Raw genomic sequence first — 22,964 nt, 5'->3', positions numbered from 1 at the left:
CAGCGGGCGGCGGCGCGCGATCCCGGCGCGGGCCGCCCGCGCGGTGCGCGCCGCCCCGGCGGCCGCCCGCAGCCGCCGTCCGCCGCGCTCACCCGAAGACACTCCGCACCGTTTCCGTCCTGCCGGAAGCCGCTCCGGGGCCGGGCTCCTCGTCGGCCGCGGCCGGATCGGTCAGGGAGAGCGTGCGGGCGGTGCCGAGCAGCACCTCGCGGTAGTCGTCGGCGAGCGCCACCGACCCGGTCACCAGCTGCACGGTGATCACCGACGACGAGGCGATGTCCGGTACGGCCACCAGCCCCTGCCAGATCGTGCCCTCCAAAGGCTCCTCCTGGCCCTCGGGGGGCAGGCCCGGCGCCACCGTCGTGCGCTCCGACTGGACCAGGAAGCCGGTGCCGATGGGCAGTTCCACCGGCCGGATGCCCTCGTCGGGCCCGGTGCCGGTCGAGTCGGCCAGCATCTTGGTCAGCACGACCTTGGGGTTCACGCCGGGCATCGGGAGGCTGGAGACGGTGATGACGGACATCGCGGCCGCACCGCCGTCGTCCGGGTGCACGCCGAGCGCACAGCCCAGCACCTCGTGCTTGCGCAGTTTGGTCAGGACGACGGCGTAGAGCCGGAACACCTGGTCGGCGCGGTCGCGGAACTCCTCGGGCAGCTCGCGTATCCGCTGCGCCACCTCGTCGAGGCCCTCGGGGGACGGGTCGAGGTCCAACTGCTGGTATCCGTGCGGGAGTCCGTACCAGAAGAGCGGCTTCGGCTCGGCCACGGCAACATCGAAACGGTCGTTCACAGCCGGATCCCCCTCGCCAGTTCGCCGATATCGGCTGCGATCTCGGTGGCCGCGCCGGTGATCCCCGTCGAGGCCGCCGCCGCCTTGGTGCCCTCGGCGGCGTCGTGTCCGGAACCGCCGTCCGGGATCACGTGGAGGCTCTCCAGCGACGACGCCGTGTTCGCCGCGACATTGACGCCGTTGACGGCGAAGTCCCAGGTCTTGGCGCTGGTGGCGACGTCGAGTGCCTTGTACGAGAAGGCGGGCACCACTTCCTTGGTGAAGGAGCCCAGCTTGCTGCCGGCCGACATGGCCTCGCCGCCCTCCCGGGCGACGGCCGCCGCGAGACCCGCCTCGCTGCCCGCGCGGGCCAGGGCGCCGACGCCGGGCACCATGCCCAGGGTGTCTCCGCCGACGGACGCCCATGCGGTCAGCCCCTCCTTCCAGCCGTATGCGCCGGTCAACGAGTCCCGGAAGTCCTCACTCGCGAGGTTCTTGCCCATGGACACCGCGCTGGCGGCCACCGCGATTCCGGCGAAGAGCGGCGCCAGCGGCGTCGGGAAGAGCGCCAGCAGACCGGCGATGGCGCCGATCGTTCCGGCGTGCTCGACCAGGAAGTCGATGGCCGCCTTGATGCCCTCGCCGATGGCGTCGAGCGTCTTGCTGAACCAGCCCGGCTCCTTGGGAGCCAGTTTGTCGTCGGCCTCGTCGAGCTTGCCGGCTATTTCGTCGGCGCGGTGGGTGTGGTCGCCCTCCAACTCCCGCGCCTTTTTGAGGACGTTCTCATGGGCGGAGTCGGCGTTGTCGAGGTGCGTGGTCGCCTCGTTCAGCGCGCGTTCGGCGGCGCGCAGCCGGGCCGTCGCGGCATCGGCCTCGGCCTGACCGGGGTATTCCTTGCCGCCGAGTTCGAGGTCCGGGTTCCGAGCGGCCTGGTCGCGACGGGTCCTGGCCTTGTCGGCGGCTTCTTTCTTCTGGGCCGCCTCCCCGTCGTACTTCGCGGCCAGGTCCCGGTGGGAGGTGAGATCGCCGTCCCATGTGCCCAGCCAGGTGGCGGCTTTCTCCAGGGAATGCGCCGCATTCTTCATATACGTCGGGAGATCGCCCTCGAGTGCGTCGCGGAACGCGTCCGCCGCGTCCCCCTCCCAGTGGCTGCTCTCGCCGAGCAGCCGCTCGATCTGCCGGTGCGAGTTGCTCAGGGCGGTCGCTGCGTCCTGCACCTTGCGTTGCAGTGCGGAGACCTCGCCCGGAATTCCCGGGACCGGATTCCAGCCGAGGTGCGGGTACGGATTGTCGGCCATCAGCCGTGTCCTCCGCCGGACGAAGTCGCGGCCTTTTCCATCTGCTTGAAGGCCGTCGAGAGGTTGTCCTCGAGCTCCTGGTAGCTCAGCTTGTTGGCCTTTACGCCCTCACTGATGGTGCTGATCATTTCCTTGAGCTGCTCGGACCCGTACTTCCACTTCTCCTGGAAGGTGTCGCACGCCTCGTCGAGCCGCCCCGTGCCTATCTGATCGGCACGGACGTGCGCGAGGGCATTGCGCGCGTCATCGAGCTCTTTGAGCGAGTCCTGCAGCGACCTGACGAATCTGTCCAACTGATCCGTATCGGTCTTGAAATGATCCCCCATGAAAATGGCCCTTCTTGGTGCCAGGCGAAGCGAGTAGGCGACACATGCAGGACAGAACAGACATTCCCTTATGGCGTCGATCGGCGGCAGTTTAATATATGAGTAAATGCCGGGACGGCTCTTGTCCCTTGGACGGCGGGACCGTCCGGCCGCACCACAAGACCGGCGCTCTCGAGGTCCGAGAGGACCGCCTACGAGGAGGACCCGTGGACGACGCCCGCATCCAGGCTGCCCGGGAGAGGGCCCGGCGCGCGGCGGACCGCAGGGCGCGCCCGGAACCGGCCCCGGGCGAGGCGGCGTTCGACCGGCCGGCCACCCGCGAGGCGTGGACGAAGGCCCGCCGCCGGGTGCGCTGGAGTCTGACCCTGTGGACCGTGCTGTGGCTGGCGCTGTTCGTCGGCGTCAGCCTGCTCGGCGAGCTCGACCTGCCCGCCAGGACCGGGCGGAACCTGGTCGGTGGGCTCGGCGCCCTGCTGTTCCTCTCCTACCTCTGTCTCCTCTATCTCCGGCTCGGCTCTCTGCGGTGCCTGGCCCGGATCCGCGGCGTGCTGCGGGCCGAACCGTGGCGTCCGATCGCCGGCGCGCACCGGAAGTCCGGCGTCAAGGACCCGCACGGCGTCGCCGTGGAGCTGCCCGCCGACGCCGACGAGGACACCGGGGCGGCCGGGAGCGTCACGGTCCGCAAGACGGGCGACGGCGTCAGGGGCGCCTCGGCCCGCAACCCCGTCCACCGCCGCCGCTGGGACCAGGCCATGGAGGAGGGCGCCCGGTACGCCGGCGACACCGCGCACGGCGTCCTCGCCCTCCCGGACGGCACCGGCCTGATGGAGGTCAGGCGCCGGGACTTCTAGCGCTGTCCGAGGACGTCCACCGACCCGCCGGCACCACGTTCTGGTTCGCGTGGAAGAAGTTGTCCGGGTCGTAGGTCCGCTTCACCTCCGCCAGCCGGTCGTAGTGGTCCCGGTAGGTGGCCCGGACCCGGTCGGGCCCCTCGCCCGTGCCCATGAAGTTCACATACGACCCGCCCATCGACTGCGGGTACAGCTCCTCGGAGTAGTCCACCGACCACTGCTTGATGGCCTCCGCGTTGTCCGGATCGGGGTCGATGCCCGCGATGACGCCGGACCAGACGGCGTCGCGGTAGGCCCACGCGGTGTCGTCCCGGCCCACCCGCGCCGCGGCACCGTTGACCGGGTAGAGGTGCATCGTCGACAGATCGGTGGGGAGGTTCTCCCCGTACTTGAGGTGGACGCCGATCGCCTCGTCCGTGATCCGGTCGAAGAACGCGCCCCGCCAGTACCACTGCAGTCCGGCCGGCATCAGGTCGTCGAACATGCTCTGCAGCGCCGGATACGGCATCGGCGCCGCGAAGTGGAAGGTCGGCGCCCCGGGCCCGTCCGGCACCGCGAGCACCGTCTCCGCGGCCGCCGGTTCGCCCGTCCAGCACCACACCACCGCGCACATCTTCTGGCCGTGGATCTCCTCCGGGAACGGCGGCGCGGGCGGCACCACCAGCAGCGCGAAGAATCCGCTCAGGTCCTCGGGTGCCGCCGGGAGGAAGTCGCGGTACCACTCCAGCACCTCGCGGGTCTGGTCGACGGGCCACAGGGTCACCCCCATGCCCACCGTGTGCACGGGCCGCAGCCGGAAGGTGAAGGCGGTGACCACCCCGTAGTTGCCCCCGCCGCCGCGCAGCGCCCAGAACAGGTCCGGGTGTTCGGTCGCACTGGCCCTGACGAAGCTGCCGTCGGCGAGGACCACGTCGGCGCCGGTCAGGCTGTCCACCGTCAGGCCGTACTTGCGGGTGAGGTGGCCGTGCCCGCCGCCGAGGGTCAGGCCCCCGACGCCGGTCGTGGACACGATCCCGGAGGGAAGGCCGAGGCCGAAGGCGTGCGTGGCGTGGTCGACGTCGCCGAGCAGGGTGCCGCCGCCCACGTCCGCGGTCCCCGCCTCGGGGTCGACGCGCACCCACCGGTTCGGCGTCAGGTCGATCGTGACGGTGTCGTCCCGGACGCAGAGGCCGGCGCCGCTGTGGCCGCCGCCCCGGACGGCCGGCGGCAGGCCGTGGTCGCGGAGGAAACGGACCGCGGCCATCACGTCCGCCGCGTCCGCGCACCGCACCACGGCGGCCGGGCTCCGGTGGATCATCGCGTTGTAGATCGTGCGGGCCTCGGAATAGGCCGGGTCCTGGGGGCCGATCACCGGCCCGCGCAGCGCGGTGCGCATCTCTTCCAGCGTGGTGCCGTCCATGGCGAACCTCTCCTCGAGGAGGTGCCGGCCGCAACCCACCCGGGCGTCCGGGCCTCCCGGCCGAACTCCGGCGGCCCCGCCATTTCAGCCTCCCGACGGCAGCGCGGAGCCGCGCGGGGCTGTTGCCTCCAGCGTCCCGCCGGTCACCAGGGCCCGCAATTCAGACCGCCTCAGACCGCCTCGAACGCGCGGGCCAGGGCGAGGCTGTCCTCGAAGGTGACATAGCGGGTGATCTTCCCGTCCTCGACCGTGAGGTGGAAGGCGAACGGGGAGGCGAAGACCTTCCCGGTCGCCTTGACGGTGTGCCGCATATGGCCGAGAGCCACGGCGTCCGCGCCCTCGGCGACGATGCGGGACACCGTGAAGGCCTCCAGCCGAAGGTGTTCGGGGAGCGACCTGAAGAACTCGGCGGCCTCGGCGCGCGTGCTCCGCCGGCCGGTCCACGGCACCTCCTCGGCGCCGTAGATGTCCCAGTCGATCTCCTCGGCCAGCAGCTCGAGCAACTCCTCGATCTCGCCGTCGCCCAGGCGGCGGTAGAACTCTTCGACGACGGCGCGGGTCTCGCTCACAGGGTGCCTCACAGATGCGTCGGTGATGATCCGCACCTGCCAGCGTCGGGCGCGGGCACGGTATTCCCCATTCCCCTCGCCGTGCCCCCGGAGCCGGCCGGGTCACCCGGCCGGCGACTCAGCCGCCGGCGCCGATCGCCTGGAGCACCCGTGCCGCGGACGTCCCCAGTCCGGCCGGCGCTCCGATCCGCCCCGGGGAGCCCGGCGGATGGCGCAGGTCCGACTCGCGGTAGCGGAAGCACCCGTCGTGCCAGGTGAGGATGCCGGCCATCCAGTTCTCCAGCTCCCGGACATAGGAGTCCAGGGCGGCGCGCCCCTCCGTCGAGAGGCCGAAGTCGTCGTGGACGATCGGCAGTTCGTTGGCGGCGACGTGCTGGAATTCCCGCATGCGGGAGGTCATCAGGTCGTTGATGATGCCCAGGGCGGTCGGGTAGTCGCAGTCGAAGAAGTTCTGCACGACGAGGATGCCGTTGTGGACCTCGCCCTCGTACTCGATCTCCTTCTGGTACGAGTAGACGTCGTTGACCAGCATCGCGAAGTCGGCGGCGGCGTTCTCCAGGGAACGCAGGGTGCCGGTGCGGTAGATCTCGGGCGGGACCTGCCGGCCGTGGCCGATGCGGCAGAGCGCCATCGTGAGGTCGGAGCCGAAGGTCGCCCGGCGCATCTCGATGTAGTCGACGGGGTCGGGGATACGGTTCTGCGCCTGGTTGTCCAGCTCCCAGAGCCAGCTGTCCGTCATCGTGTCGACGGCGGCCCGGAAGGAGCGGCGGGCGTCCGGTGTCATGCCGCCGGCGGTGCGGGACCACAGGTCGGCCAGGCCGCGTTCGAGCGCGGTGAGCGGTTCGGGCGCGGGCTCCGAGGCGTCGACGGGCATCAGGGACGACAGTCGTTCGTTGGTCGCCTTGGCCCCGGCCAGGTCGCGGGTGCGGCCGAAGACCGCGGGGTAGTAGTCGTCCGCGTAGGTGCCCCACGTCAACCACTGGGAGCTCAGGTCGAGTTCCTCCGGGTTCGCGTCCGGGTGGATGCCCGCGGCGCACAGCGGGAAGTCGCAGCCGGCCACCGCGCGCTCGTCCCAGACGTCGGAGAACGGCACGCCGGGCTGGGGCTCCAGCAGGCCCATCCGGCGCGACCAGTCGATGCAGTTGCGGCGGGCGGCCTCCAGATGGGGGCTGAGGGTGGTGGTGAACGGCATGTGGATGTCGGGGATCCGGGACGGCCCGACCTCGTGCGGGATGTGTCCGTAGCGGCGTACGCGCGACGTCTCGGAGGCGGCGAGGGACACCTTCAGGTCCGCGGCCGAGGTGCCGATCCCGCCGAGGGCGAACGGCGACCAGGGTGCGGTGGCGGCCCCGGCGCCGCCGCCGTTCATGTAGCGGCTGGAGCGCATGTGCCACTCGTGGCCGCCGGACTGCCAGTCCTGGAGCCCCTTGGCGTACGCCAGGACGTCCGCGCAGGAGTGCGGGTCGAGGCCCTTCTCGGCGAAGAGCACCGGGAGTTCGGTGAACACCGTGTTCTCGAACTGCTGGAGGCGCGACGTGATGAGGTCGTTGACGGAGTTCGCGGCTTCCTGCGTCGTGCAGTTCAGGAAGGTCTCCAGGACGAGCACGCCATTGCTCAACTCGCCCTCTTCCTCGGTCTCCCGCTGGTAGGAGAAAAGGTCGTTGCGCAGATGGACACCGTCGGAAAAGGAGTCCCTGAGGACGCGCAGCGGACGTGAACCGGCGACCGTCGCCGGCACTTCGGCCCCGGTCGCGTACTCCACCAGGCCCGCCGACCAGGGTGCGCCGCCCACCTTGCGGCGCATCTCGATGTACTCGACGGGGTTGGGGACCCGGTGGATATTGATATTGGACAGTTCCCACAGGGATTCGTTGAGCAGATGCTCGGTGCTTTCCCGGAAACGCTCCCGCCAGCCGATCGACATGGCCGGGACGGTGCGGGCCCACAGGTCGGCGAGCCCCGCCTCCACCGGGTTGGTCGGTTCCGGCACCGGCGTGGCCAGGTCCATCGGCATGAAGTCCGGCAGCCGGTCGAGGTATTCCTTCCCGCCCGTGCGGTCCAGCGTCCGCTTGAACTTCTCCAAGAAGTGGTCGTCGAAGAAGAAGACCCAGACATACCAGTCGGTGACGAGGGAGAGCGCTTCGGCGGAGCAGTCCGGGTGGGTATAGGCGCAGAGCAGGGCGTAGTCGTGCGCGTCGAGGTCGCTCTCTTCCCAGATATTCGACCCCTCCAGCATTTCCATGCCCCGGGCCCATTCCTTCGAGTGCCGCCGTGCCTCTTCCAGATGCGGGTTCAGTCGCGCCGGATACGGCGTGTAGAAGTCCGGCAATTCGAATGGCTGTGTCATTGATGCTGCCCTCTCCCCATCGGTGCGCCCAACGGCACAGCACTACCCCGGGGTGTTGCGGACTAGGCTTTTCGCAGCATTAACTTGCGGAAACCGGCGGGGCGTTGGTAAAGGACTTGTTCGCCACCTGCCCCGGCGCGTCCCGCCGGGCGGACCGCAGCGCCAACTCCGCCAGGGCCGCAGGCGCGCCCGCCTGACCGCGGATGCCGGGGAAGGCGTTGATGTCCACGATCAGCGGTGCGCCGCCGCCGGCGTCGAGGATGTCCACGCCGTAGACCGCCAGGTCGAAGACCTCCCCGACCCGCAGTGCCGCCTCGGTCCACTGCGCGGGCAGGTCGCGCACCGCCAGCGGCAGCGTCGGCCCGCGGCCCTCCGGGGCCAGTTCCGAGCGGCGACGCGCGGCGAAGAGCCGGCCGTCGACCACCCACAGCTTGTGGTCCCAGCCGCTGTTGGCGGTGAACTCCTGGACCACCACCGGTTCGTCGGCCCACCGCTCGGTCAGCGCGCGCAGCTGCGCGGCGCCGTCCGTCCGGGCCACCAGGTCGCCGCGACGGCTGTGGCGGCTCTTGACCACCAGGGGCGTGCCGGGCGTGCCGGGTTCGGCGGCCAGCCGGCCGAGGGTGGGGACGTACCGGGTCCCTGCGAACGGCAACCCGGCGCTCCGGGCCAGGTCCGCCATGGTGACGCGGTCCTGGCACCGGGCGGTGGCCGCCGCGGGGTTGATGACCGTGGCGCCGCTCTCCTCCAGGCGGGCGGCGAGGGCGAGCGCCCGCGGCGTACGCGCCTTGAGGAGGAAGACGTCGGCGAGGTCCCCGGGGGCGGGCGGCTCGGTGAGGTGCGCCCCGTGGTCCTTCCCCGGGTCCAGGACCTCCACCTGGTGGCGGGGCGTCAGCAGCGCGGTGACGGCCGCCAGCAGCGGGTGCCCGGGATCCGCCGTGATCAGAGCGATCCGCATCACGCACCGCCCACCGCGGCGGCGGGCCGGGTCTTGGCCAGGACGACTCGGGGCCGGGTGTGCGCGGTGCGCCCGGTGACGGCCGGTCCGCCGGCCGGCGGGTGACCGGGAACGCCGGTGCGGGACCCCATGCGGCCTCCGGTGCGTGCGAGCCGCAGCACCGCGTCCGACACCTTGGCCACCGCGTCCGGCACCTGGCGGAAGCTCGGGAAGTCGTTGATGTCGACGACCACCGGGCCGTCCGGGCCGAGGAGGATGTCCGCCCCGTACAGGTCCAGGCCGAAGACCTCCCCGATCTCGGCCGCCGTCCTGGCCACTTCCGGCGTGAGCGGGACCTGGCGTTCGCGGACGGTGTGCGCCGGGTGCAGCGGTGAGCAGCGCTCGGTCGCGTAGATCTCGCCGGCCACGCTGTAGACCTTCAGGTCCGTGCCGGAGTTCGGCACGTACGGCTGGGCGATGAGCAGGCCGTCGCCGGCCGCTTCGAAGCCGGGGTCGAGCAGGCGGTCGGGGGAGGCGACCAGCCGTACGGCGCGTCCGGAGCTGCCGTCGGCGGGCTTGACCACCAGCGGGTAGGCCGCGTCGGGGAGTTCGGCGAATTCCGCGGCCCGGGCCGCGGCGTAGGTGACGGGGACCGGCAGTCCGCTGCGGTGGGCGATCACCGCGGCCAGGGCCTTGTCGCGCACGCCGCGGATCGCCCGGGCGTCGTTCACCGTCGTCAGGCCGACGGTGGCGGCGGCTTCCAGCAGGGTCAGGCCGGGGCCGCCGGAGACGGTCTTGAGCACCCAGGCGTCGTGGCTGCCCGCCTGTATCGCCTCCGATATCCGGATCAGCGACCGGCCCGGCCACACCACGTCCACCTGGTGGCCCCAGGCGCTGAGTTGGCGGATCACGTCCAGCGGCATGCCGTCGTGGCGGTACTGCTCCTCCACCAGGAAGCAGAGTTTCATCGATACACCCTCAAAGCTGTCGTGATCGCCGCATGACGCACCAGGATCCCATGCGCACCTTGGGCACCGGGCTGTGGCCCGGATCCGGCCGCCCCGCGCACGGGGCGGCGTTTCGGCGAAGTTACGCCACCGGTCCGGGCCCGAACCGTGGGTCATGACCTGGGCTTTGCCGGACGCCGCGGAAGGCTCCGCCACCACCTTCCCGACCTGGCGAATCCCGTATGTCGGAAGCCTTGTTCCGCTTCTGGCGTGGTCCTAGGGTCGGGCCACCCGGCGCGGCCGACCTCGTACACGGGTGCCGTCCGGCGTGGGCGTGGGCGCGGCTGACCCGCCGCCTCCGTGCCCGGACGCCGGAGGGCGTACGTCCCCGGTGGAATCCACCGCAGACCAGGAGCACCGAAGCGCGGAAGTACCGGATTCAGGGAAGCAGGCGAGCGCGTTGGCGAGCGAAGAGCAGGAACAGCGGCCGGGCACACGGCACCAGCAGGAGGCCGGGCCGGGCGACGGCCGGGGAGACGGCGGCCGGGACGGCGTCGGCCGGCGGGGCTTCCTCAGGAATGTGGGCCTGACCGGCGCCGGCGGGCTCCTCGCCGGAGCGGCGGCCGACGGGCCGGCGCATGCGGCAACGACCGCCGGGGCGGCGGGGAACGGCGCCCCGCACCCCGACCGGTTCGGCGGCCACCGGCAGCTCCTGGTGCCCGAGCTGCTCCTCCTCCCGGACGGGCCGGTCCGCGGCCACGCCGTCCTCGTCGAGGGCGGTGAGTTCCGCGCGATCGGCCCCGTGCGCAAGCTGACAGCCGCGCACCCCGGGCTGCGCCCGGTACGCCTGGACGGCCATCTGCTGATGCCGGGGTTCGTCGACGCCCACCACCACCTCACCCAGAGCTTCGGCAAGGCCCAGTCCTTCGGGCAGCCGTCGGAGATCTTCAAGACGGTCTGGGAGCCACTGGAGCACGCGCTGGACGAGGAGAGCGCCTACGTCTCGGCGAAGTTGGCCGCGCTGGAGTCGCTGCGGGGCGGCTTCACCACCGTCGCCGACGCCGGCACCCGCGCCCCGGTCGACGTGGCGGCGCTGGCCAGGGGCACCGAGGAAGCCGGCATCCGCTGCGTCCTGTCCGAAATCGTCTCCGACGGAAAGGGTGGCCCGGCGCACCTGTCCCGGTGGGAGCACCACCCGCTGATCCATCCGTCGCTGGCGATCGCCGTCCCCGAGGACGCGCCGGCCACCGTCCTCAAGCGCACCGCGGACCTGTGCGCCGAGGCGGGTGCGGTCCTCCAGATCCACGTCAACGAACATCTCGCCTCCGTGGAGCGCTCGTTGAAGAGCGTGGGCCGCCGCCCCGTCGACTACCTGCACCACATCGGCGCCCTCGGCCCGCACACCCTCGGCGCTCACGCCACCCTGCTCACCCCCGCCGAGATGCGCATGCTGGCCGACTCCGGGGCGGCGATCAGCTACAACCCGGTGGCCAGCGCCTGGAAGGGGAACGCCGTCGCCCAGGCCACCATGCTGGCCGCGCTGGGCGTGCGGTTCGGGATGGGCACCGACGGCACCCGCGGCGACGGCTTCCGGCTGCTCGACGCGGCGGAGTCGGCGCAGCGGCTGACGAGCGGCCTGGCGACCGGGGACTCGGTGTGCGGGGCCGGCCGGCTGTGGCTGGAGCACGCGACGTCGCGGAGCGCGGACGCACTGGGGCTGGGCCGAGTGACCGGTGAGATCGCCGTCGGCAAGGCCGCCGACTACCTCGTCGTGGACATCGCCGTCCCGGAACTCACGCCCTCCTACGATCTGCGGTGGGAACTGGTCCGCCTGGCGAACCGCGACCTGATCACCGCCGTGGTGGTGGGCGGCCGGCTGCGGCTGTGGCGGGGCTGGCCCCCGGACTGGGACGCCCGCGCGCTGGTGCAGCGGGCGGCGAAGACCGGACCCGAGGTCGTACGGAGGGCAGGGATCCAGCGCGTCGAGCCGCGGTAGGCGCGAGGGGGCCGGTGCGCGCCGGGTCACCGGCCCTTCGGGAGCCACCGCGCGATGGCCGGCGCCGTGACGAGAACGCCCCCGGCCAGCACGAGCGTGGCGGTGTGCAGCCCGCCGGTGAAGGCGTCGACGACCGCCGCGTGCAGCCGTCCGCCGGGCGCCGCCCCCGGACGACCCTCGGCGGCCGCCACCGTCGTCGGATGCCCCGGCCCGGCCAGCGGAACGGGCAGCCGGGCCGTGAAGACCGCGGTGGTGATCGTCCCGGTCACCGCGATGCCGACCGCGCTGCCCAACTCCCGTGCCAGGCTCTGCAGCCCGGACCCGGTGCCCGCCCGCCCGGCGGGCAGCGCGGCCATCATGGCGTGCGAGAGCAGCGGGGTGGCGATGCCGCAGCCCAGCGCGGTGAGCCCGGCGCCGAGGGCGTAGAGCGCGTACGGGGTACGGGCGTCGGCGGCGGACACCGTGGCCAGCCCGCCCGCCAGCACGGCCATGCCGGCGACGACCGTGCCGCGCCGTCCGCACACCCGCTCCAGGAGCAGCCCGCAACGCGGCCCGGCCAGCAGCGCCGCGGCCATCGGCAGCAGCCGCACTCCCGCCCCCAACGGCCCGTGGCCCTTGGCGTACTGGAGGTACTGGCCGTTGAGGTAGAAGAGCCCGAACATGCCGGTGAACAGCACCGCCATGCCCACCGCCCCGGCGCGCAGACCGGGGAGCGCGAACAGCCGGGGGTCGAGCAGCGGTTCGGCGGCCCGGAGCTCGTGCCGCACCCAGGCCGTCAGCAGCAGCCCCGCCGCGGCGAACGCCCCCAGCACCGCCGGGCTCCCCCACCCCGACTGCGGTCCGGCCACGATCCCGTAGAGCAGGGCCAGCACGCCGCCGGTCAGCAGGGCGCCGGCGAGCGGCGCGGCCGGGCGCGGGCGGCGGGCGGTCACGGGCGTGACGACGGCGGCCAGCAGCAGGGCACCCACCGCGAGCGGCACCGGGCAGACGAACAGCGTCCGCCAGTTCCCGGAGGCGAGGGCGGCGCCGCCGCCGACGTTCCCCAGGACGGCGGCCAGCCCGGTCATCGACGCCCAGACGGCGATGGCCCTGCGGCGCGGACCGTCCGGCAGCCCGTCCACCAGAAGTGCGAGCGTGGTGGGCAGTACGGCGGCGGCGCCGGCGCCGCTGATCATGCGGCCGGCGATCAGCACCCCGACGTGCGGTGCCAGGGCGCACACCGCCGAGCCGGCGGCGAAGACCCCCATCCCGCCCAGCAACGTGCCCTTGCGGCCCCGGCGGTCGGCGAGCGCCCCCGCGGGCACCAACAGGCAGGCGAAGACGACGACATAGCCGTCCACGACCCACACCACGGCCTCGGCGGACGGGTGCAGACTGCCGGCCGAGAGGCCGGGGATGGCGAGGTTCACGGCCGAGACCATGCCGACGACCAGCGTGACGCACAGACACATGGCAACGGTCATCAGGGCGCCGGGCCGGCCGCGCGCACCGGTGCGCGCGGCGGCGTCCACACGGGCCCGCGGGCCCGTTCCCGGGCCGCCGTCCGTACCGGAGAGCTCCACGGGAGGCCCCCTACGCCGGGCGAGTCGGGCGAGGGTGGCCGGTGGACGTGACCCGAGCCCGGTCGAGCGTGGCGTGCAGCGTCAGCCGGTCTCCCCGCAGGTGGATGAACTCCAGGTCGGCGGGGCGACCGTCGGCGAGCCGGGTGAGGCGCTCGACGGCGAGGACGGCGCCGCCCGCCGGCATCGCCAGCACCGCGCAGGTCGCCGGGTCCGCGACCACGGCCTGCACCGCGACCTCGGCGCTGCCCAGCGGCACCCCCACCCCCGTCTCGATCAGGTCGAAGACGTCCTGCCGCTCCAGCGCGGCCCGTCCCCGTGCCAGCAGCGGCTCCCCCACCTCGGGGATGAGGTAGGTGCAGTCCAGGGACAGCGGGGCGCCGTCCACCCGGCGCAGCCGCTCCAGATAGACGGCCGGCGCGCCGTCGGCCAGTCCCAGCCGCCGGGCGACCGCGCCCGGCGGCTGTACGGCCTTGGCCTCCCGCACCTCGTTGACCACCGTGCCGTGCCGCTGGAGCACCTCGGCGAGGCCGGACAGCTCCCCGAGCGGATGCTGGTACGCCCGCCCGACGACCACCGTCCCCACGCCCCGCCGGCGCGCCACCAGCCCCTCGTCCCGCAGCAGTCCCAGGGCCTCGCGCACGGTGTTCCGCGTGGTCGCGAACTCGGCGATCAGCGCCCGCTCGTCCGGCAGCACGCCACCCGGGAACGCCCCGCGCAGCACCTGCCCCCGCAGCACATGGGCCACCCGCCGGGCCCGGTCGGCCCGCGTCAGCGGCTCACCGGCCGCCGCGCCGTCCCGGGGCATCGGATCGCTCACCACGCCACCTCCGTCACCACGCCACGCCCGTGGACGCCCCCGTCGGACGCCCACGGACTTCTCCGATGAACCCGCCCGACGAACCCGCCGACGTCCCCGTCCACGAACCCGCCCACGAACTCGTCCACGAATCCACGAACTCGCCCGACGCTAGGCGCCCCATGTTGCGGCGAAGTTACGCCACCGCCGCTGACCTGCATGGATGACTGACCTGGGAGTTCGGTTCCCGGAGCCGGGGCAACGCCACCCGCACCACCGTGGCCCCGGGCCCCGCCGATCGCTACGGTGGGCCCATGCCCAGCAAGACCGCCCCGTTCGACGCCCTGGACCGCAAGATCGTCGCGGCCCTGATGGAGAACGGCAGGGCGAGCTTCGCGGAGATCGGCGCGGCCGTCGGTCTGTCGTCCACCGCCGTGAAGCGCCGCGTCGACCGGCTGCGCGAGAACGACGTGATCACCGGCTTCACCGCCACCGTGCGGCCCGCCGCGCTCGGCTGGCTCACCGAGGCGTACGTCGAGGTGTACTGCGACAGCGCCGCCCCGCCCCGCCGTCTCGCGGAGGTCGTGCGCAACCATCCGGAGATCTCCGCCGCGATGACCGTCACGGGCGGCGCCGATGCGTTGCTGCACGTCAGGGCCACCGACGTCGAGCACTTCGAGGAAGTTCTGGAGCGGATTCGTACCGAACCGTTCATCCGCAAGACCATCAGCTACATGGTGCTGTCCCATCTGCTCCCGGACAGTCCGGATGCCGGCACCCGGCGCCCCGGCACCGATATCCACGCAGCGAACCCGCAGTAACTCCCCTCGATACGCAGCATTCCTGCGCTCATGAGCAGCTTTCGTTTCTTGTGGGCGGAATCGGCGCTCCTTACCGTAGAAACCCACCGAGTAACGATCAGTGACACTCGGTCACCCCGCCTGTTCACCCCCTGCCACCGCAGGAAGCGAAGGGATGCTTCTGTGCCTAGGGATGTCTCCGCGCCGCCGAGCCGTGTACCGCGCGCCCGGCGCTATCTGGTCTGCGAGCCCAGACACTTCGACGTGCAGTACGCCATCAACCCCTGGATGCGCGCCGACGCGCAGGTGGACACCGCGCTCGCGACCCGCCAGTGGCTGAGCCTGATCGACACCTACCGCGCCCACGGCCACCGGGTGGAGACCGTGCCCCCCGTACCGGGGTTGCCCGACATGGTCTTCGCCGCCAACTCCGCGCTCACCCTCTCCGGCAAGGTCTTCGGCTCCCGCTTCCACGCGCCGCAGCGCCGTCCGGAATCCGCCGAGTACGCGACCTGGTTCAAGGCGGCCGGCTACGACGTCTACCAGCCGGAATCGGTCTGCGAGGGTGAGGGCGACCTCGTCCCGGCCGGCCGCTTCGTCCTCGCCGGCACGGGCTTTCGCACCACCCGCGACGCCCACGCCGAGGTGCAGGAGTTCTTCGGCGTACCGACCATCGGGCTGCGCCTGGTGGACCCGCACTTCTACCACCTGGACACGGCCCTCTTCGTCCTCGACGAGACCCCGGGGACGGGCGGCGACGGGAGCGCGGGCGGCGACGCCACCCTCGCCTACTACCCCGAGGCGTTCTCCACCGGCAGCCGCGAGGTGCTCCGCCGCCTCTTCCCGGACGCGATCCTCGCCACCCGGGACGACGCCATGGCCTTCGGCCTCAACTCCGTCTCCGACGGCCGCCACGTCTTCATCGCCCCGCAGGCCACCGGCCTCATCGACCAGCTCACCGCCCGCGGTTACCTCCCCGTCCCCGTCGACCTCTCCGAGTTCCACAAGGCCGGCGGCGGAATCAAGTGCTGCACCCAGGAGATGCGTTCATGACCACCGCACCCGCCCGTACCACCGGCGTGCCCGCCCCCCGGTCGTCGGCCGACCTCATCCGGGCCGAAGGCCCCGTCCTCGCCCACAACTACCACCCCCTCCCCGTCGTGATCGCGCGCGCCGAGGGCGTCTGGGTCGAGGACGTCGAAGGCCGCCGCTACCTCGACATGCTGGCCGGCTACTCGGCCCTCAACTTCGGCCACCGCCACCCGGCGCTGATCGAGGCCGCGCACCGCCAGCTCGACCAGCTCACCCTGACCTCCCGCGCCTTCCACCACGACCGCCTCGCCGACTTCGCCGGGCGCCTGGCCGAACTGACCGGCCTGGACATGGTGCTCCCGATGAACACCGGCGCCGAGGCGGTGGAGAGCGGCATCAAGGTGGCCCGCAAATGGGCCTACGACGTCAAGGGAGTCCCCGCCGACCAGGCCACCATCGTCGTCGCCGCCGGCAACTTCCACGGCCGTACGACCACCATCGTCAGCTTCTCCGACGACGACACCGCCCGCTCCGGCTTCGGCCCCTTCACTCCGGGCTTCCGCGTCGTCCCCTACAACGACCTCGCCGCCCTCGAGGCGGCCGTCGACGACACCACGGCCGCCGTCCTGATCGAACCCATCCAGGGCGAGGCGGGCGTCCTGATCCCCGACGACGGCTACCTCACCGGCGTCCGCGACCTGACCCGCCGGGCGGGCTGCCTCTTCATCGCCGACGAGATCCAGTCCGGCCTCGGCCGCACGGGCCGCACCCTGGCCGTCGACCACGAATCCGTCGTCCCCGACATCCTCCTGCTCGGCAAGGCACTCGGCGGCGGCATCGTCCCGGTCTCCGCCGTCGTCGCCCGCCGCGACGTGATGAGCGTCCTCGGCCCCGGCCAGCACGGCTCCACCTTCGGCGGCAATCCGTTGGCCGCCGCCGTCGGCTCCGCCGTCATCGACCTGCTGTCGACCGGCGAATTCCAGGCCCACGCGACCGAACTGGGCAAGGTTCTGAACACCGGCCTGGCGGCGCTGTCCGGCAAGGGCGTCACCGGCTTCCGCACCCGGGGCCTGTGGGCGGGCGTCGACATCGACCCCTCCCTCGGCACCGGCCGCGCCATCAGCGAACGCCTCCTCGCCGAAGGCGTCCTGGCCAAGGACACCCACGGCTCCACCATCCGCCTCGCCCCACCCCTGACCATCACCCGGGGAGAGCTGGAGGGGGCGCTGGGGAGCCTGGAGCGGGCGCTGTCGTCGTGATGTGAACCCGGCCCCCGAGGCCGGGCGATCCACGCCAGAACCCCCGGCCACTTTGGCCGGGGGTTCTGCACGACGTGTGTGGCGGCCCGTGGATCAGTCGCTCTTCAGCGTCTCTACGAATGCGGTCCAGGCATGGGCGGCGAAGACGAGGTGAGGTCCACCGGGCGCCTTGCTGTCCCGTACGGGTATGACACCGGGCGCGTCATCGGCGACCTCGACACAGTTGCCCTCTTGGCCCGAATAGGACGACTTCCGGAAGGCGCTGACACTCTCAGGCTTCACGATTCCACTTCCCTGTGCTGTGGTCCGGCATCGAGAAGCTGCCGGATGCGATCGACGGTCTCATCAGGCGACATTGCCGCCGAGCGTAGACGATCGAACACGTTGACGTATCTCGCCAGATCTTCTGGCGCTTCCACAACATGGGTATTGGCCGGGTTCTCCAGTGTCACCGCCTCCACGTTCGCTTCTACGCCGAACGAGAAGGCCGTGAAGGCCGCGGACATCCCGGCCGTCAGGATCGCGGCCGCGGGCAGCAGTTGGATCGTGATGTTCTGGCGCTGGTGCACCTCGAGAAGATGGGCCAGCTGGGACTCTCGGACGTTCCGTTCACAAGGCAACGTGGTGACGGACGGCTCCCAGACAATCGCCGCGAAGTGCGCACCACCCTCTTCGATCCTGCGCTGCCGCTCTTGCCGTAGCTTCACCAACTCAGCCACACGCTCCGGCCGAATGATTCTGGGGCCTGTGGCAATGACGGCTTCGGTGTACTCCGGAGTCTGCAGAAGACCGGGGATGAGCACAGGCTCCCAGGACCGGATGTACGTGGCATCACTCTCGAGCGTGATGTGGTCCGCGTAGCCGGGGCGGACCGTGCCCTGATAGTCGATCCACCATCCCCGCTCGTTGCTCCTGCGGGACCACTCCAACAGCCTGTCCCGTTCCCCCGCGTCCTCCACTCCGTAGCGATCCAGCAGCGTACGGACCTCCAAAGCCGAGGCAGAAGTCTGCCCGCCCTCCAAGCGGCTGACCTTGGAGACGGACTTCGTGATCGCTGCCGCTGCATCAGCCTGGTCCAGTCCCGCCGTCTCCCGGAGACGCTTCAGGGCGTTCCCCAGCCTCCGACTTCGCACGGTCGGCTTCCCACCTGCGGGCATGCCCACTCCTTTCAACTGCTGCCTCAGTCTGACGGGTTGGAATGCTGCGCAGCCAGTTTCGGTGACCACGGAAAGCTATCGCAAATTTGCGAAACGCTCACTTGCGGACAGGCGACGGACGCCTCTACCGTGAGTTGCGTGACTCAGTGCGCTCAATCGATAGCGCCCTGTGGACCTCACGATCCGTCACGCGCTCCAAGGGATAGCCATGTCCACACGCGCCCGCCCCGCAGCAATCCGCCCCACCCTCACCCCATCGCCGGCCGCGGCCTACCGCATACCGAGTGACGCGCGCAGCGTCGGCTGGGCCCGCCGGGAGCTGCGCAGACAGCTCCGGATCTGGGGCATCGACGCCGAACTCAGCTACACCGCAACGCTGTTGCTCTCCGAACTGGTCACCAACGCCGTACGGGCACAAGCGGCCCGGACACCCGCCGCCCCGACCGTCGGCATCCGCTTCGCGTTCTCGGACGGCCGCCTCCGGCTGGAGGTCCGCGACGCGAGCGACGAACAACCCGTGCAGTACGCAACGCAGGAGGACGAGGAATGTGGGCGCGGCTTAGTACTCGTGGACGTCTTGGCGGATGGCTGGGGCGTCACCCGGCACGCCACCGGAAAGACCGTGTGGGCCGAATTGGCCGTCACCGGGGCCGTGTCGGTGCGCCGGCCCGACGAGCCGCCCCGACCGTGAACGAACGCCGCGTGACCTACCGCGCATCGGCCGTGGCCCGGTGCCCGGACGGCACCGTCATCACCCTCGGCGGCCGGGAGTCCGGCTCCCCACGGCGGGCCCTGCGCTGGCTGCGCAGCCGGGCCGAGCATGTGGCGGAGCAGTTAGGCGCCCCCTGCGACACCGCACTGCGGGCACGGCTCGACGACGACGCCGGGTACCAGTGGGCGCTGTACGGGCTCGTGGCCGACATCCCGTTCGCGGTGGAGGTCGTTGACGGCGACGGGTGCGTCTACACCCTCGCCGCCCACCGCGAAGCCGCCGTCCAGCACCCGCGCGTCCCCGCCTCGTACGGTCGGGAGGTGGCATGGCCGGCAGCGTGACACCGGTCCGCACGACACCCGCCTACTGGTGCGAGCGGGTCGTCCACCGATCCGTACAGGCCGACGAGGTCGCCTCCTGGACGGCCTTCGCCACCCACAGCCCCGTCCGGGCCGTCCTCCACATCAGCCGGGACGCCTGGAAGATGGCCGCCGGGCTGTCGCCTCACCAACGGCGCCGAGTCCTGTGCCGACTCGCCACCGAGGACCGCATTGCGGCCATGGCCGGCCTCCACCGGGGCGAACCCTGCGGCCTGGCCCTCCTCTGCGGTGGCACCTGGGTGGAGTGGTCGGCCGCTCCCATCGGCCTCCTGCCCCTCGTCACCCGTACGGGACCCGCTTGCCCCGGCGCCGACGACCGGCGCGACGAGGGATTCGGTGCGCCCCTGACGGCGGCGGATCGCTGGTGATGCGCAGCGACGGCCGTCCACGTCCCTCCCCCTATCCCCGCACACTGCCGAGCAGCCCGATGTAGAGCACCACGAGCGCGACGACGGAGCACGGCGCGAGGGCCGCGACGACGATCCGCGTGACGGAGTGCCGCCTGCGCCAGGGCAGGGCCCAGTCGACGATCAGCAGGACGACCGGGATGAGCATGCTGAGCACGTAGAGGGAGAAGAGCGTTTCGAGACGGTCGAGTTCAGGGGCCGAGCACGAGTCGCAGACCATCGGCGAGAACATCGCGACGACGGCGGCGAAGGACCCCGCTGCGACGGTGAGGAGGGTCGCGATCAGCGGTGCGATCCACGCGTTCGGGTCGCGTTCGGCCCCGCGGTCCAGCGTGCTGCCGTACGGCCGGGAGTCGGGCATGACACCACTCAACCCCCCAGACCGCCACCGCGCCTGAGCCCGCGTACTCAGGCGCCCCAGGACGCCGGCACCAGCGCCTCCGCCGCACCGCCGCACGACCACGCCCCGCCGCATCCGGAGTCCCGGAGACGGCGGGGCGTGGTGATCGTCCCGCGGACCAGGGGACGGGTTCGGTGCACCGTTGGCGGCGGCCGACGGCTGCTGGCGGCTGCTGGCGGCTGCTGGCGGCAGGCGGCGCGGCTACGCCCCAGCGGTCGCGCCCGTAGCGGCCGGCTGGACCGACTGGGTCGACGGGGCCGCGTCGGCGCCGTTGCGCTGTGCCGTCCAGTCGTCGAGCGCCGTGCGGCAGGCGTGGTCCAGGTGCCGCAGTTCGGTCAGGTCCATCTCGACGGGCTTGTTCGGGGGCAGTGCCTCCAGCGTGTCCAGAATCTTGGGCAACCGCAGGAAGGTCGCGTTGCCACGGAGGGTGACGACGAGTCGGTCACCAGTCAACTCCCTTACCTCCACCTGGACATGGGAGGTCTCCCAGGCGGATTTGACGACGGAGAGCAGCAGTCCGAGGAGGACGCCCTCGAACATGTTGGTGACGACGACGGCGCCCGCGGTCACCGCGAGGATCACCGCCTCGCCCCGGTGCTCGCGCCACAGCTGCGGCAGCTGCCGTGCGGGTACCAGCTTCACTCCGGCGTGCACCAGGACGGCCGCGAGCGCGGCGACCGGGACGACACCGAGGGCGGCCGGCAGCAGCGCCGCGAAGATCAGCAGCCAGACGCCGTGCAGCACCCGCGAGGCCTTGGTCCGCGCCCCGGCCTGGACGTTGGCCGCGCTGCGGACAATCACCGCGGTCATCGGAAGCGCGCCCAGCACCCCGCACACCACGTTGCCCGTGCCCTGCGCCATCAGCTCCTTGTCGTAGTCGGTACGCGCCCCGTCCGTCATCCGGTCCACGGCTGCCGCGCTGAACAGCGACTCCGCGGACGCGATGAGCGTGAAGGCGAGCACCGTGCCGATGACGGACAGCTGGGCGAGTCCGCCGAGTTCGCCGAGGCCGGGCGGCTGGATGGACGCCAGCAGGCCCTGCACCTCCACCTTGGCGAGGGGCAGCCCGAGCAGCGCCGTCGCGGCCGTCGCGACACCGATGGCCACGAGCGGGCCGGGCACCGTACGGACCTTCGCGGGCAGCCGCTTCCACAGCACGAGGAGGCCGAAGGTGCCCGCGCCGACGGCGAATGCCGCGAGGGCCTCGGGGCGGCTCACTATCTGTGCGGCGAGCCCGGGAAGTCCGGTGATCTTCCCCGGTCCGCTGCCGGGCTGGTCGGCGTCGGCCATCGCGTAGACCTGGCCAAGGATGAGGATGAGGCCGATACCGGCCAGCATCCCCTGGACGACGGCGACGGATATCGCGCGGAACCACCGGCCGCAGCGCAGCGCGCCAAGGGCGAGCTGGAGGGCTCCTGCGGCGAGCACGATGGCGCCGAGCGAGGCGAGCCCGAATTTCTGCACGGCCTCGTGGACGAGGACCGTCAGCCCGGCCGCGGGGCCGCTGACCTGGAACGAACTGCCCGGCAGGCAGCCGACGACGAGGCCGCCGACGATGCCGGTGATCAGCCCGAGTTCGGCGGGGACGCCGGAGGCGACGGCGACGCCGACGCACAGCGGTACGGCGACGAGGAACACGACGAGCGAGGCGAGGACGTCGTGGCGAAGGGTCGAGGGGCTCAGCGCCGCGAGCTTGGCGGAGAGGCCCTTGGCGGAGAGGCGCTTGGCGGTGCGCCGGTTCGAGCGCTCGGTGGGCGGCTCGGTGGCGCGGTTGGTGGAACGCTCGGTGGAGCGCTTGGGTGAGACGAGCATGGTTCTCCGGTTCCTCCGGAAGCGGTGCGCGGATCGTGCACGGGCAGGGCGGCGAGGGATCTCTACAGCGGCTGGAAGGTCCCCGTCTCGGGCCGATGGGTGCGCACGGCCCCCGTGTGCACCTCGTAGAACCAGACGTCCAGCGCGAGCCGTCCGGCGGCGATCCCTTCCGCCACACACGGATAGGCCCGCAGCCGCTCCCCCTGTGCCAGCGCATGCCGCTGCACGGCATCGGCGAATTCCGGTGCACTCCCGTCCACGGGATGCGCCCCCGCTCCGCGCAGCCGCTCCGGCGCGGCGGTGTCCAGCCAGCCCTGGACGGCGGGCGCCCCGCTCAGGTCGTCGTCGCGCACCATGGCTCCCAGCCGACGGAAGTCCTCGCCGCGCTCCGCACAACGGCTCTCGAAGGTACGGGCATACGCGGTGAGTTGCTGCATGGTGGCCTGCCTCCTACTCGCCCTCTCGGGCGTGTGGTGTGGTCGGGTCGAGAAGTGACGCGGAGCTCTGTGAGCACCTGCGGCACACCATGTCGCAGTGATCCTGAAGCGAAGCTGAAGACCGCTTCGCCGGCTGTTCGCCGGCGAGGTCGTGTCCGACGGGTCGAGCACGCGAGGCGTCGGACAGGGCCCGGAAACGAGCGAAGCCTGTGGGGGCAGCGCAGTGCGCTGCCCCCACAGGCATTCATACCGACCCAGCCCCCCGAGGAAAGCCGCTCTCCCCAAAGAGCGGCCTACTCAGCGGTACCGGGCCGGATGGGACGGACGACTCCGCCGTGCGGGCACACCCAGGAGGGGATGCCCTTCACCACGTCCGCGACCGCCGGGTGCCCGTGACCCGGGCACGGCGGAAAGGGAGCGCCACCGGTGTTCTCCAGCACGCTGTCCTGCAGCCCATCGGCCAGTCGGGCCAGGGCCTCGGACTCGCCCATGGTCCCGTCCAGGTGCACGGAGACCGAGGAGCCATCACGGAACGCGAGCGTGGCGACGACGGCGGAATCTGCCGAATGAGGAAGGGACGGCCCGCCGGCCAGTTCCTCCCGGTCCTCCAGTGGACGCGAATCGAACACCGCACCGGCACCGAGCTCTCTCGGCACCCCGTCCGAACTGGCCGCCCCAACGTCCAGTGTGTGACCGGAAGGGTCGCCGAGCTGGTGCAGGATCATCTCCGCCCAGTCCCGAACCGTTGCCGTGGTCAGATTCATCGCCACTCCG

Annotated in this window: 24 protein-coding genes; 8 read left to right on the top strand and 16 right to left on the bottom strand. The window is 71.9% G+C overall.

Going from position 1 to position 22,964, the window contains the following annotated elements:
- Window positions 1-88: 88 nt before the first annotated feature.
- The 3 genes from ACGFML_RS19360 to ACGFML_RS19350 are packed head-to-tail and all read right to left on the bottom strand — an operon-like array spanning window position 89 to window position 2,393.
- A complete protein-coding gene (locus ACGFML_RS19360) occupies window positions 89-790 on the bottom strand; it encodes a hypothetical protein (RefSeq protein ID WP_393545192.1) in 702 nt (233 codons plus the stop codon).
- Window positions 787-2,067 (bottom strand): putative T7SS-secreted protein, encoded by a 1,281-nt coding sequence (locus ACGFML_RS19355; protein WP_393545190.1) that lies wholly within the window; start codon window positions 2,065-2,067, stop codon window positions 787-789. The genes ACGFML_RS19360 and ACGFML_RS19355 overlap by 4 nt, the downstream gene beginning before the upstream one ends.
- The gene (locus ACGFML_RS19350) at window positions 2,067-2,393 is read right to left on the bottom strand and encodes a hypothetical protein (RefSeq protein WP_393545188.1); all 327 of its coding nucleotides are present in this window, start codon (window positions 2,391-2,393) and stop codon (window positions 2,067-2,069) included. The genes ACGFML_RS19355 and ACGFML_RS19350 overlap by 1 nt, the downstream gene beginning before the upstream one ends.
- Window positions 2,394-2,599: 206 nt before the next feature.
- On the opposite strand from ACGFML_RS19350, the gene ACGFML_RS19345 reads away from it, so the two are divergent.
- Window positions 2,600-3,244, top strand: coding sequence for a hypothetical protein (locus ACGFML_RS19345; protein WP_393545186.1), 645 nt, complete (start codon window positions 2,600-2,602; stop codon window positions 3,242-3,244).
- Here the strand turns inward: ACGFML_RS19345 and ACGFML_RS19340 are convergent.
- The 5 genes from ACGFML_RS19340 to ACGFML_RS19320 form a co-directional block, all read right to left on the bottom strand.
- The gene (locus tag ACGFML_RS19340) at window positions 3,225-4,643 is read right to left on the bottom strand and encodes an FAD-binding oxidoreductase (RefSeq protein ID WP_393545184.1); all 1,419 of its coding nucleotides are present in this window, start codon (window positions 4,641-4,643) and stop codon (window positions 3,225-3,227) included. The two genes, ACGFML_RS19345 and ACGFML_RS19340, sit on opposite strands and share 20 nt — an antisense overlap.
- Window positions 4,644-4,813: 170 nt before the next feature.
- Window positions 4,814-5,212, bottom strand: a complete 399-nt coding sequence (locus ACGFML_RS19335) for a nuclear transport factor 2 family protein (RefSeq protein ID WP_393545183.1) — start codon at window positions 5,210-5,212, stop codon at window positions 4,814-4,816.
- A gap of 118 nt (window positions 5,213-5,330) precedes the next feature.
- Window positions 5,331-7,559, bottom strand: coding sequence for a family 2 encapsulin nanocompartment cargo protein terpene cyclase (locus ACGFML_RS19330; RefSeq protein ID WP_393545181.1), 2,229 nt, complete (start codon window positions 7,557-7,559; stop codon window positions 5,331-5,333).
- Between the two features lie 79 nt (window positions 7,560-7,638).
- Entirely contained in the window at window positions 7,639-8,514 is an 876-nt protein-coding gene (locus ACGFML_RS19325) for a RimK family alpha-L-glutamate ligase (RefSeq protein WP_393545179.1), read from the bottom strand.
- Entirely contained in the window at window positions 8,514-9,461 is a 948-nt protein-coding gene (locus tag ACGFML_RS19320) for a RimK family alpha-L-glutamate ligase (RefSeq protein ID WP_393545177.1), read from the bottom strand. Before ACGFML_RS19320 ends, ACGFML_RS19325 begins: the two co-directional genes overlap by 1 nt.
- 694 nt (window positions 9,462-10,155) lie before the next feature.
- Here ACGFML_RS19320 and ACGFML_RS19315 point away from each other — a divergent pair.
- Entirely contained in the window at window positions 10,156-11,436 is a 1,281-nt protein-coding gene (locus ACGFML_RS19315) for an amidohydrolase family protein (RefSeq protein ID WP_393545595.1), read from the top strand.
- Window positions 11,437-11,462: 26 nt separating this feature from the next.
- Here the strand turns inward: ACGFML_RS19315 and ACGFML_RS19310 are convergent, their stop codons facing one another.
- Window positions 11,463-12,998, bottom strand: coding sequence for an MFS transporter (locus tag ACGFML_RS19310; RefSeq protein WP_393545175.1), 1,536 nt, complete (start codon window positions 12,996-12,998; stop codon window positions 11,463-11,465).
- Window positions 12,999-13,008: 10 nt separating this feature from the next.
- Window positions 13,009-13,803 carry a GntR family transcriptional regulator gene (locus ACGFML_RS19305; RefSeq protein WP_393545593.1) on the bottom strand — a complete coding sequence of 265 codons (795 nt, stop codon included), beginning with the start codon at window positions 13,801-13,803 and terminating at the stop codon, window positions 13,009-13,011.
- Window positions 13,804-14,108: 305 nt separating this feature from the next.
- Between ACGFML_RS19305 and ACGFML_RS19300 the strand changes: the two genes are divergently transcribed.
- The 3 genes from ACGFML_RS19300 (at window position 14,109) to rocD (ending at window position 16,885) form a co-directional block, all read left to right on the top strand.
- On the top strand, window positions 14,109-14,615 hold the full coding sequence (locus ACGFML_RS19300; RefSeq protein WP_393545174.1) for an Lrp/AsnC family transcriptional regulator: 507 nt from the start codon (window positions 14,109-14,111) through the stop codon (window positions 14,613-14,615).
- Window positions 14,616-14,777: 162 nt separating this feature from the next.
- Window positions 14,778-15,647, top strand: coding sequence for a dimethylargininase (ddaH, locus tag ACGFML_RS19295; protein WP_393545172.1), 870 nt, complete (start codon window positions 14,778-14,780; stop codon window positions 15,645-15,647).
- Window positions 15,644-16,885, top strand: a complete 1,242-nt coding sequence (gene rocD, locus ACGFML_RS19290) for an ornithine--oxo-acid transaminase (RefSeq protein ID WP_393545170.1) — start codon at window positions 15,644-15,646, stop codon at window positions 16,883-16,885. Before ddaH ends, rocD begins: the two co-directional genes overlap by 4 nt.
- A 93-nt stretch (window positions 16,886-16,978) precedes the next feature.
- Here rocD and ACGFML_RS19285 read toward each other — a convergent pair whose 3' ends face one another.
- Window positions 16,979-17,167, bottom strand: a complete 189-nt coding sequence (locus tag ACGFML_RS19285; protein ID WP_393545168.1) for a DUF397 domain-containing protein — start codon at window positions 17,165-17,167, stop codon at window positions 16,979-16,981.
- Window positions 17,164-18,042 carry a helix-turn-helix domain-containing protein gene (locus tag ACGFML_RS19280; protein ID WP_393545166.1) on the bottom strand — a complete coding sequence of 293 codons (879 nt, stop codon included), beginning with the start codon at window positions 18,040-18,042 and terminating at the stop codon, window positions 17,164-17,166. Before ACGFML_RS19280 ends, ACGFML_RS19285 begins: the two co-directional genes overlap by 4 nt.
- A gap of 208 nt (window positions 18,043-18,250) precedes the next feature.
- On the opposite strand from ACGFML_RS19280, the gene ACGFML_RS19275 reads away from it, so the two are divergent.
- The 3 genes from ACGFML_RS19275 to ACGFML_RS19265 are packed head-to-tail and all read left to right on the top strand — an operon-like array spanning window position 18,251 to window position 19,502.
- Complete coding sequence (locus tag ACGFML_RS19275; RefSeq protein WP_393545165.1) at window positions 18,251-18,733, top strand: ATP-binding protein; 483 nt, start codon at window positions 18,251-18,253, stop codon at window positions 18,731-18,733.
- Entirely contained in the window at window positions 18,730-19,095 is a 366-nt protein-coding gene (locus ACGFML_RS19270) for a hypothetical protein (protein WP_393545163.1), read from the top strand. The genes ACGFML_RS19275 and ACGFML_RS19270 overlap by 4 nt, the downstream gene beginning before the upstream one ends.
- Complete coding sequence (locus ACGFML_RS19265; RefSeq protein WP_393545161.1) at window positions 19,080-19,502, top strand: hypothetical protein; 423 nt, start codon at window positions 19,080-19,082, stop codon at window positions 19,500-19,502. The genes ACGFML_RS19270 and ACGFML_RS19265 overlap by 16 nt, the downstream gene beginning before the upstream one ends.
- A gap of 31 nt (window positions 19,503-19,533) precedes the next feature.
- On the opposite strand, the gene ACGFML_RS19260 is transcribed toward ACGFML_RS19265, so the two are convergent.
- The 4 genes from ACGFML_RS19260 to ACGFML_RS19245 all read right to left on the bottom strand — a co-directional run bounded on the left by ACGFML_RS19260 (window position 19,534) and on the right by ACGFML_RS19245 (window position 22,954).
- On the bottom strand, window positions 19,534-19,902 hold the full coding sequence (locus tag ACGFML_RS19260; RefSeq protein WP_393545159.1) for a hypothetical protein: 369 nt from the start codon (window positions 19,900-19,902) through the stop codon (window positions 19,534-19,536).
- A 240-nt stretch (window positions 19,903-20,142) separates the two neighbouring features.
- Window positions 20,143-21,753: a SulP family inorganic anion transporter gene (locus tag ACGFML_RS19255; RefSeq protein WP_393545157.1), complete on the bottom strand. Its 1,611-nt coding sequence runs from the start codon at window positions 21,751-21,753 to the stop codon at window positions 20,143-20,145.
- A 62-nt stretch (window positions 21,754-21,815) separates the two neighbouring features.
- Window positions 21,816-22,190, bottom strand: a complete 375-nt coding sequence (locus ACGFML_RS19250) for a hypothetical protein (protein WP_393545155.1) — start codon at window positions 22,188-22,190, stop codon at window positions 21,816-21,818.
- Window positions 22,191-22,483: 293 nt separating this feature from the next.
- Complete coding sequence (locus ACGFML_RS19245; protein ID WP_393545153.1) at window positions 22,484-22,954, bottom strand: hypothetical protein; 471 nt, start codon at window positions 22,952-22,954, stop codon at window positions 22,484-22,486.
- Between the last annotated feature and the right edge of the window lie 10 nt (window positions 22,955-22,964).

Origin of the sequence: Streptomyces sp. NPDC048650, from assembly GCF_043199095.1 — a bacterium.
Classification (GTDB): domain Bacteria; phylum Actinomycetota; class Actinomycetes; order Streptomycetales; family Streptomycetaceae; genus Streptomyces.
This window is presented reverse-complemented; position numbering and strand designations above follow the sequence as displayed.

Bases quoted from the DNA above. Each gene is read 5' to 3' on its own strand.
- ACGFML_RS19355 (WP_393545190.1), bottom strand. From the start codon at position 2,067: ATGGCCGACAATCCGTACCCGCACCTCGGCTGGAATCCGGTCCCGGGA.
- ACGFML_RS19350 (WP_393545188.1), bottom strand. From the start codon at position 2,393: ATGGGGGATCATTTCAAGACCGATACGGATCAGTTGGACAGATTCGTC.
- ACGFML_RS19340 (WP_393545184.1), bottom strand. From the start codon at position 4,643: ATGGACGGCACCACGCTGGAAGAGATGCGCACCGCGCTGCGCGGGCCG.
- ACGFML_RS19330 (WP_393545181.1), bottom strand. From the start codon at position 7,559: ATGACACAGCCATTCGAATTGCCGGACTTCTACACGCCGTATCCGGCG.
- ACGFML_RS19325 (WP_393545179.1), bottom strand. From the start codon at position 8,514: ATGCGGATCGCTCTGATCACGGCGGATCCCGGGCACCCGCTGCTGGCG.
- ACGFML_RS19320 (WP_393545177.1), bottom strand. From the start codon at position 9,461: ATGAAACTCTGCTTCCTGGTGGAGGAGCAGTACCGCCACGACGGCATG.
- ACGFML_RS19305 (WP_393545593.1), bottom strand. From the start codon at position 13,803: ATGCCCCGGGACGGCGCGGCGGCCGGTGAGCCGCTGACGCGGGCCGAC.
- ACGFML_RS19300 (WP_393545174.1), top strand. From the start codon at position 14,109: ATGCCCAGCAAGACCGCCCCGTTCGACGCCCTGGACCGCAAGATCGTC.
- rocD (WP_393545170.1), top strand. From the start codon at position 15,644: ATGACCACCGCACCCGCCCGTACCACCGGCGTGCCCGCCCCCCGGTCG.
- ACGFML_RS19280 (WP_393545166.1), bottom strand. From the start codon at position 18,042: ATGCCCGCAGGTGGGAAGCCGACCGTGCGAAGTCGGAGGCTGGGGAAC.
- ACGFML_RS19275 (WP_393545165.1), top strand. From the start codon at position 18,251: ATGTCCACACGCGCCCGCCCCGCAGCAATCCGCCCCACCCTCACCCCA.
- ACGFML_RS19265 (WP_393545161.1), top strand. From the start codon at position 19,080: ATGGCCGGCAGCGTGACACCGGTCCGCACGACACCCGCCTACTGGTGC.
- ACGFML_RS19260 (WP_393545159.1), bottom strand. From the start codon at position 19,902: ATGCCCGACTCCCGGCCGTACGGCAGCACGCTGGACCGCGGGGCCGAA.
- ACGFML_RS19255 (WP_393545157.1), bottom strand. From the start codon at position 21,753: ATGCTCGTCTCACCCAAGCGCTCCACCGAGCGTTCCACCAACCGCGCC.
- ACGFML_RS19250 (WP_393545155.1), bottom strand. From the start codon at position 22,190: ATGCAGCAACTCACCGCGTATGCCCGTACCTTCGAGAGCCGTTGTGCG.
- ACGFML_RS19245 (WP_393545153.1), bottom strand. From the start codon at position 22,954: ATGAATCTGACCACGGCAACGGTTCGGGACTGGGCGGAGATGATCCTG.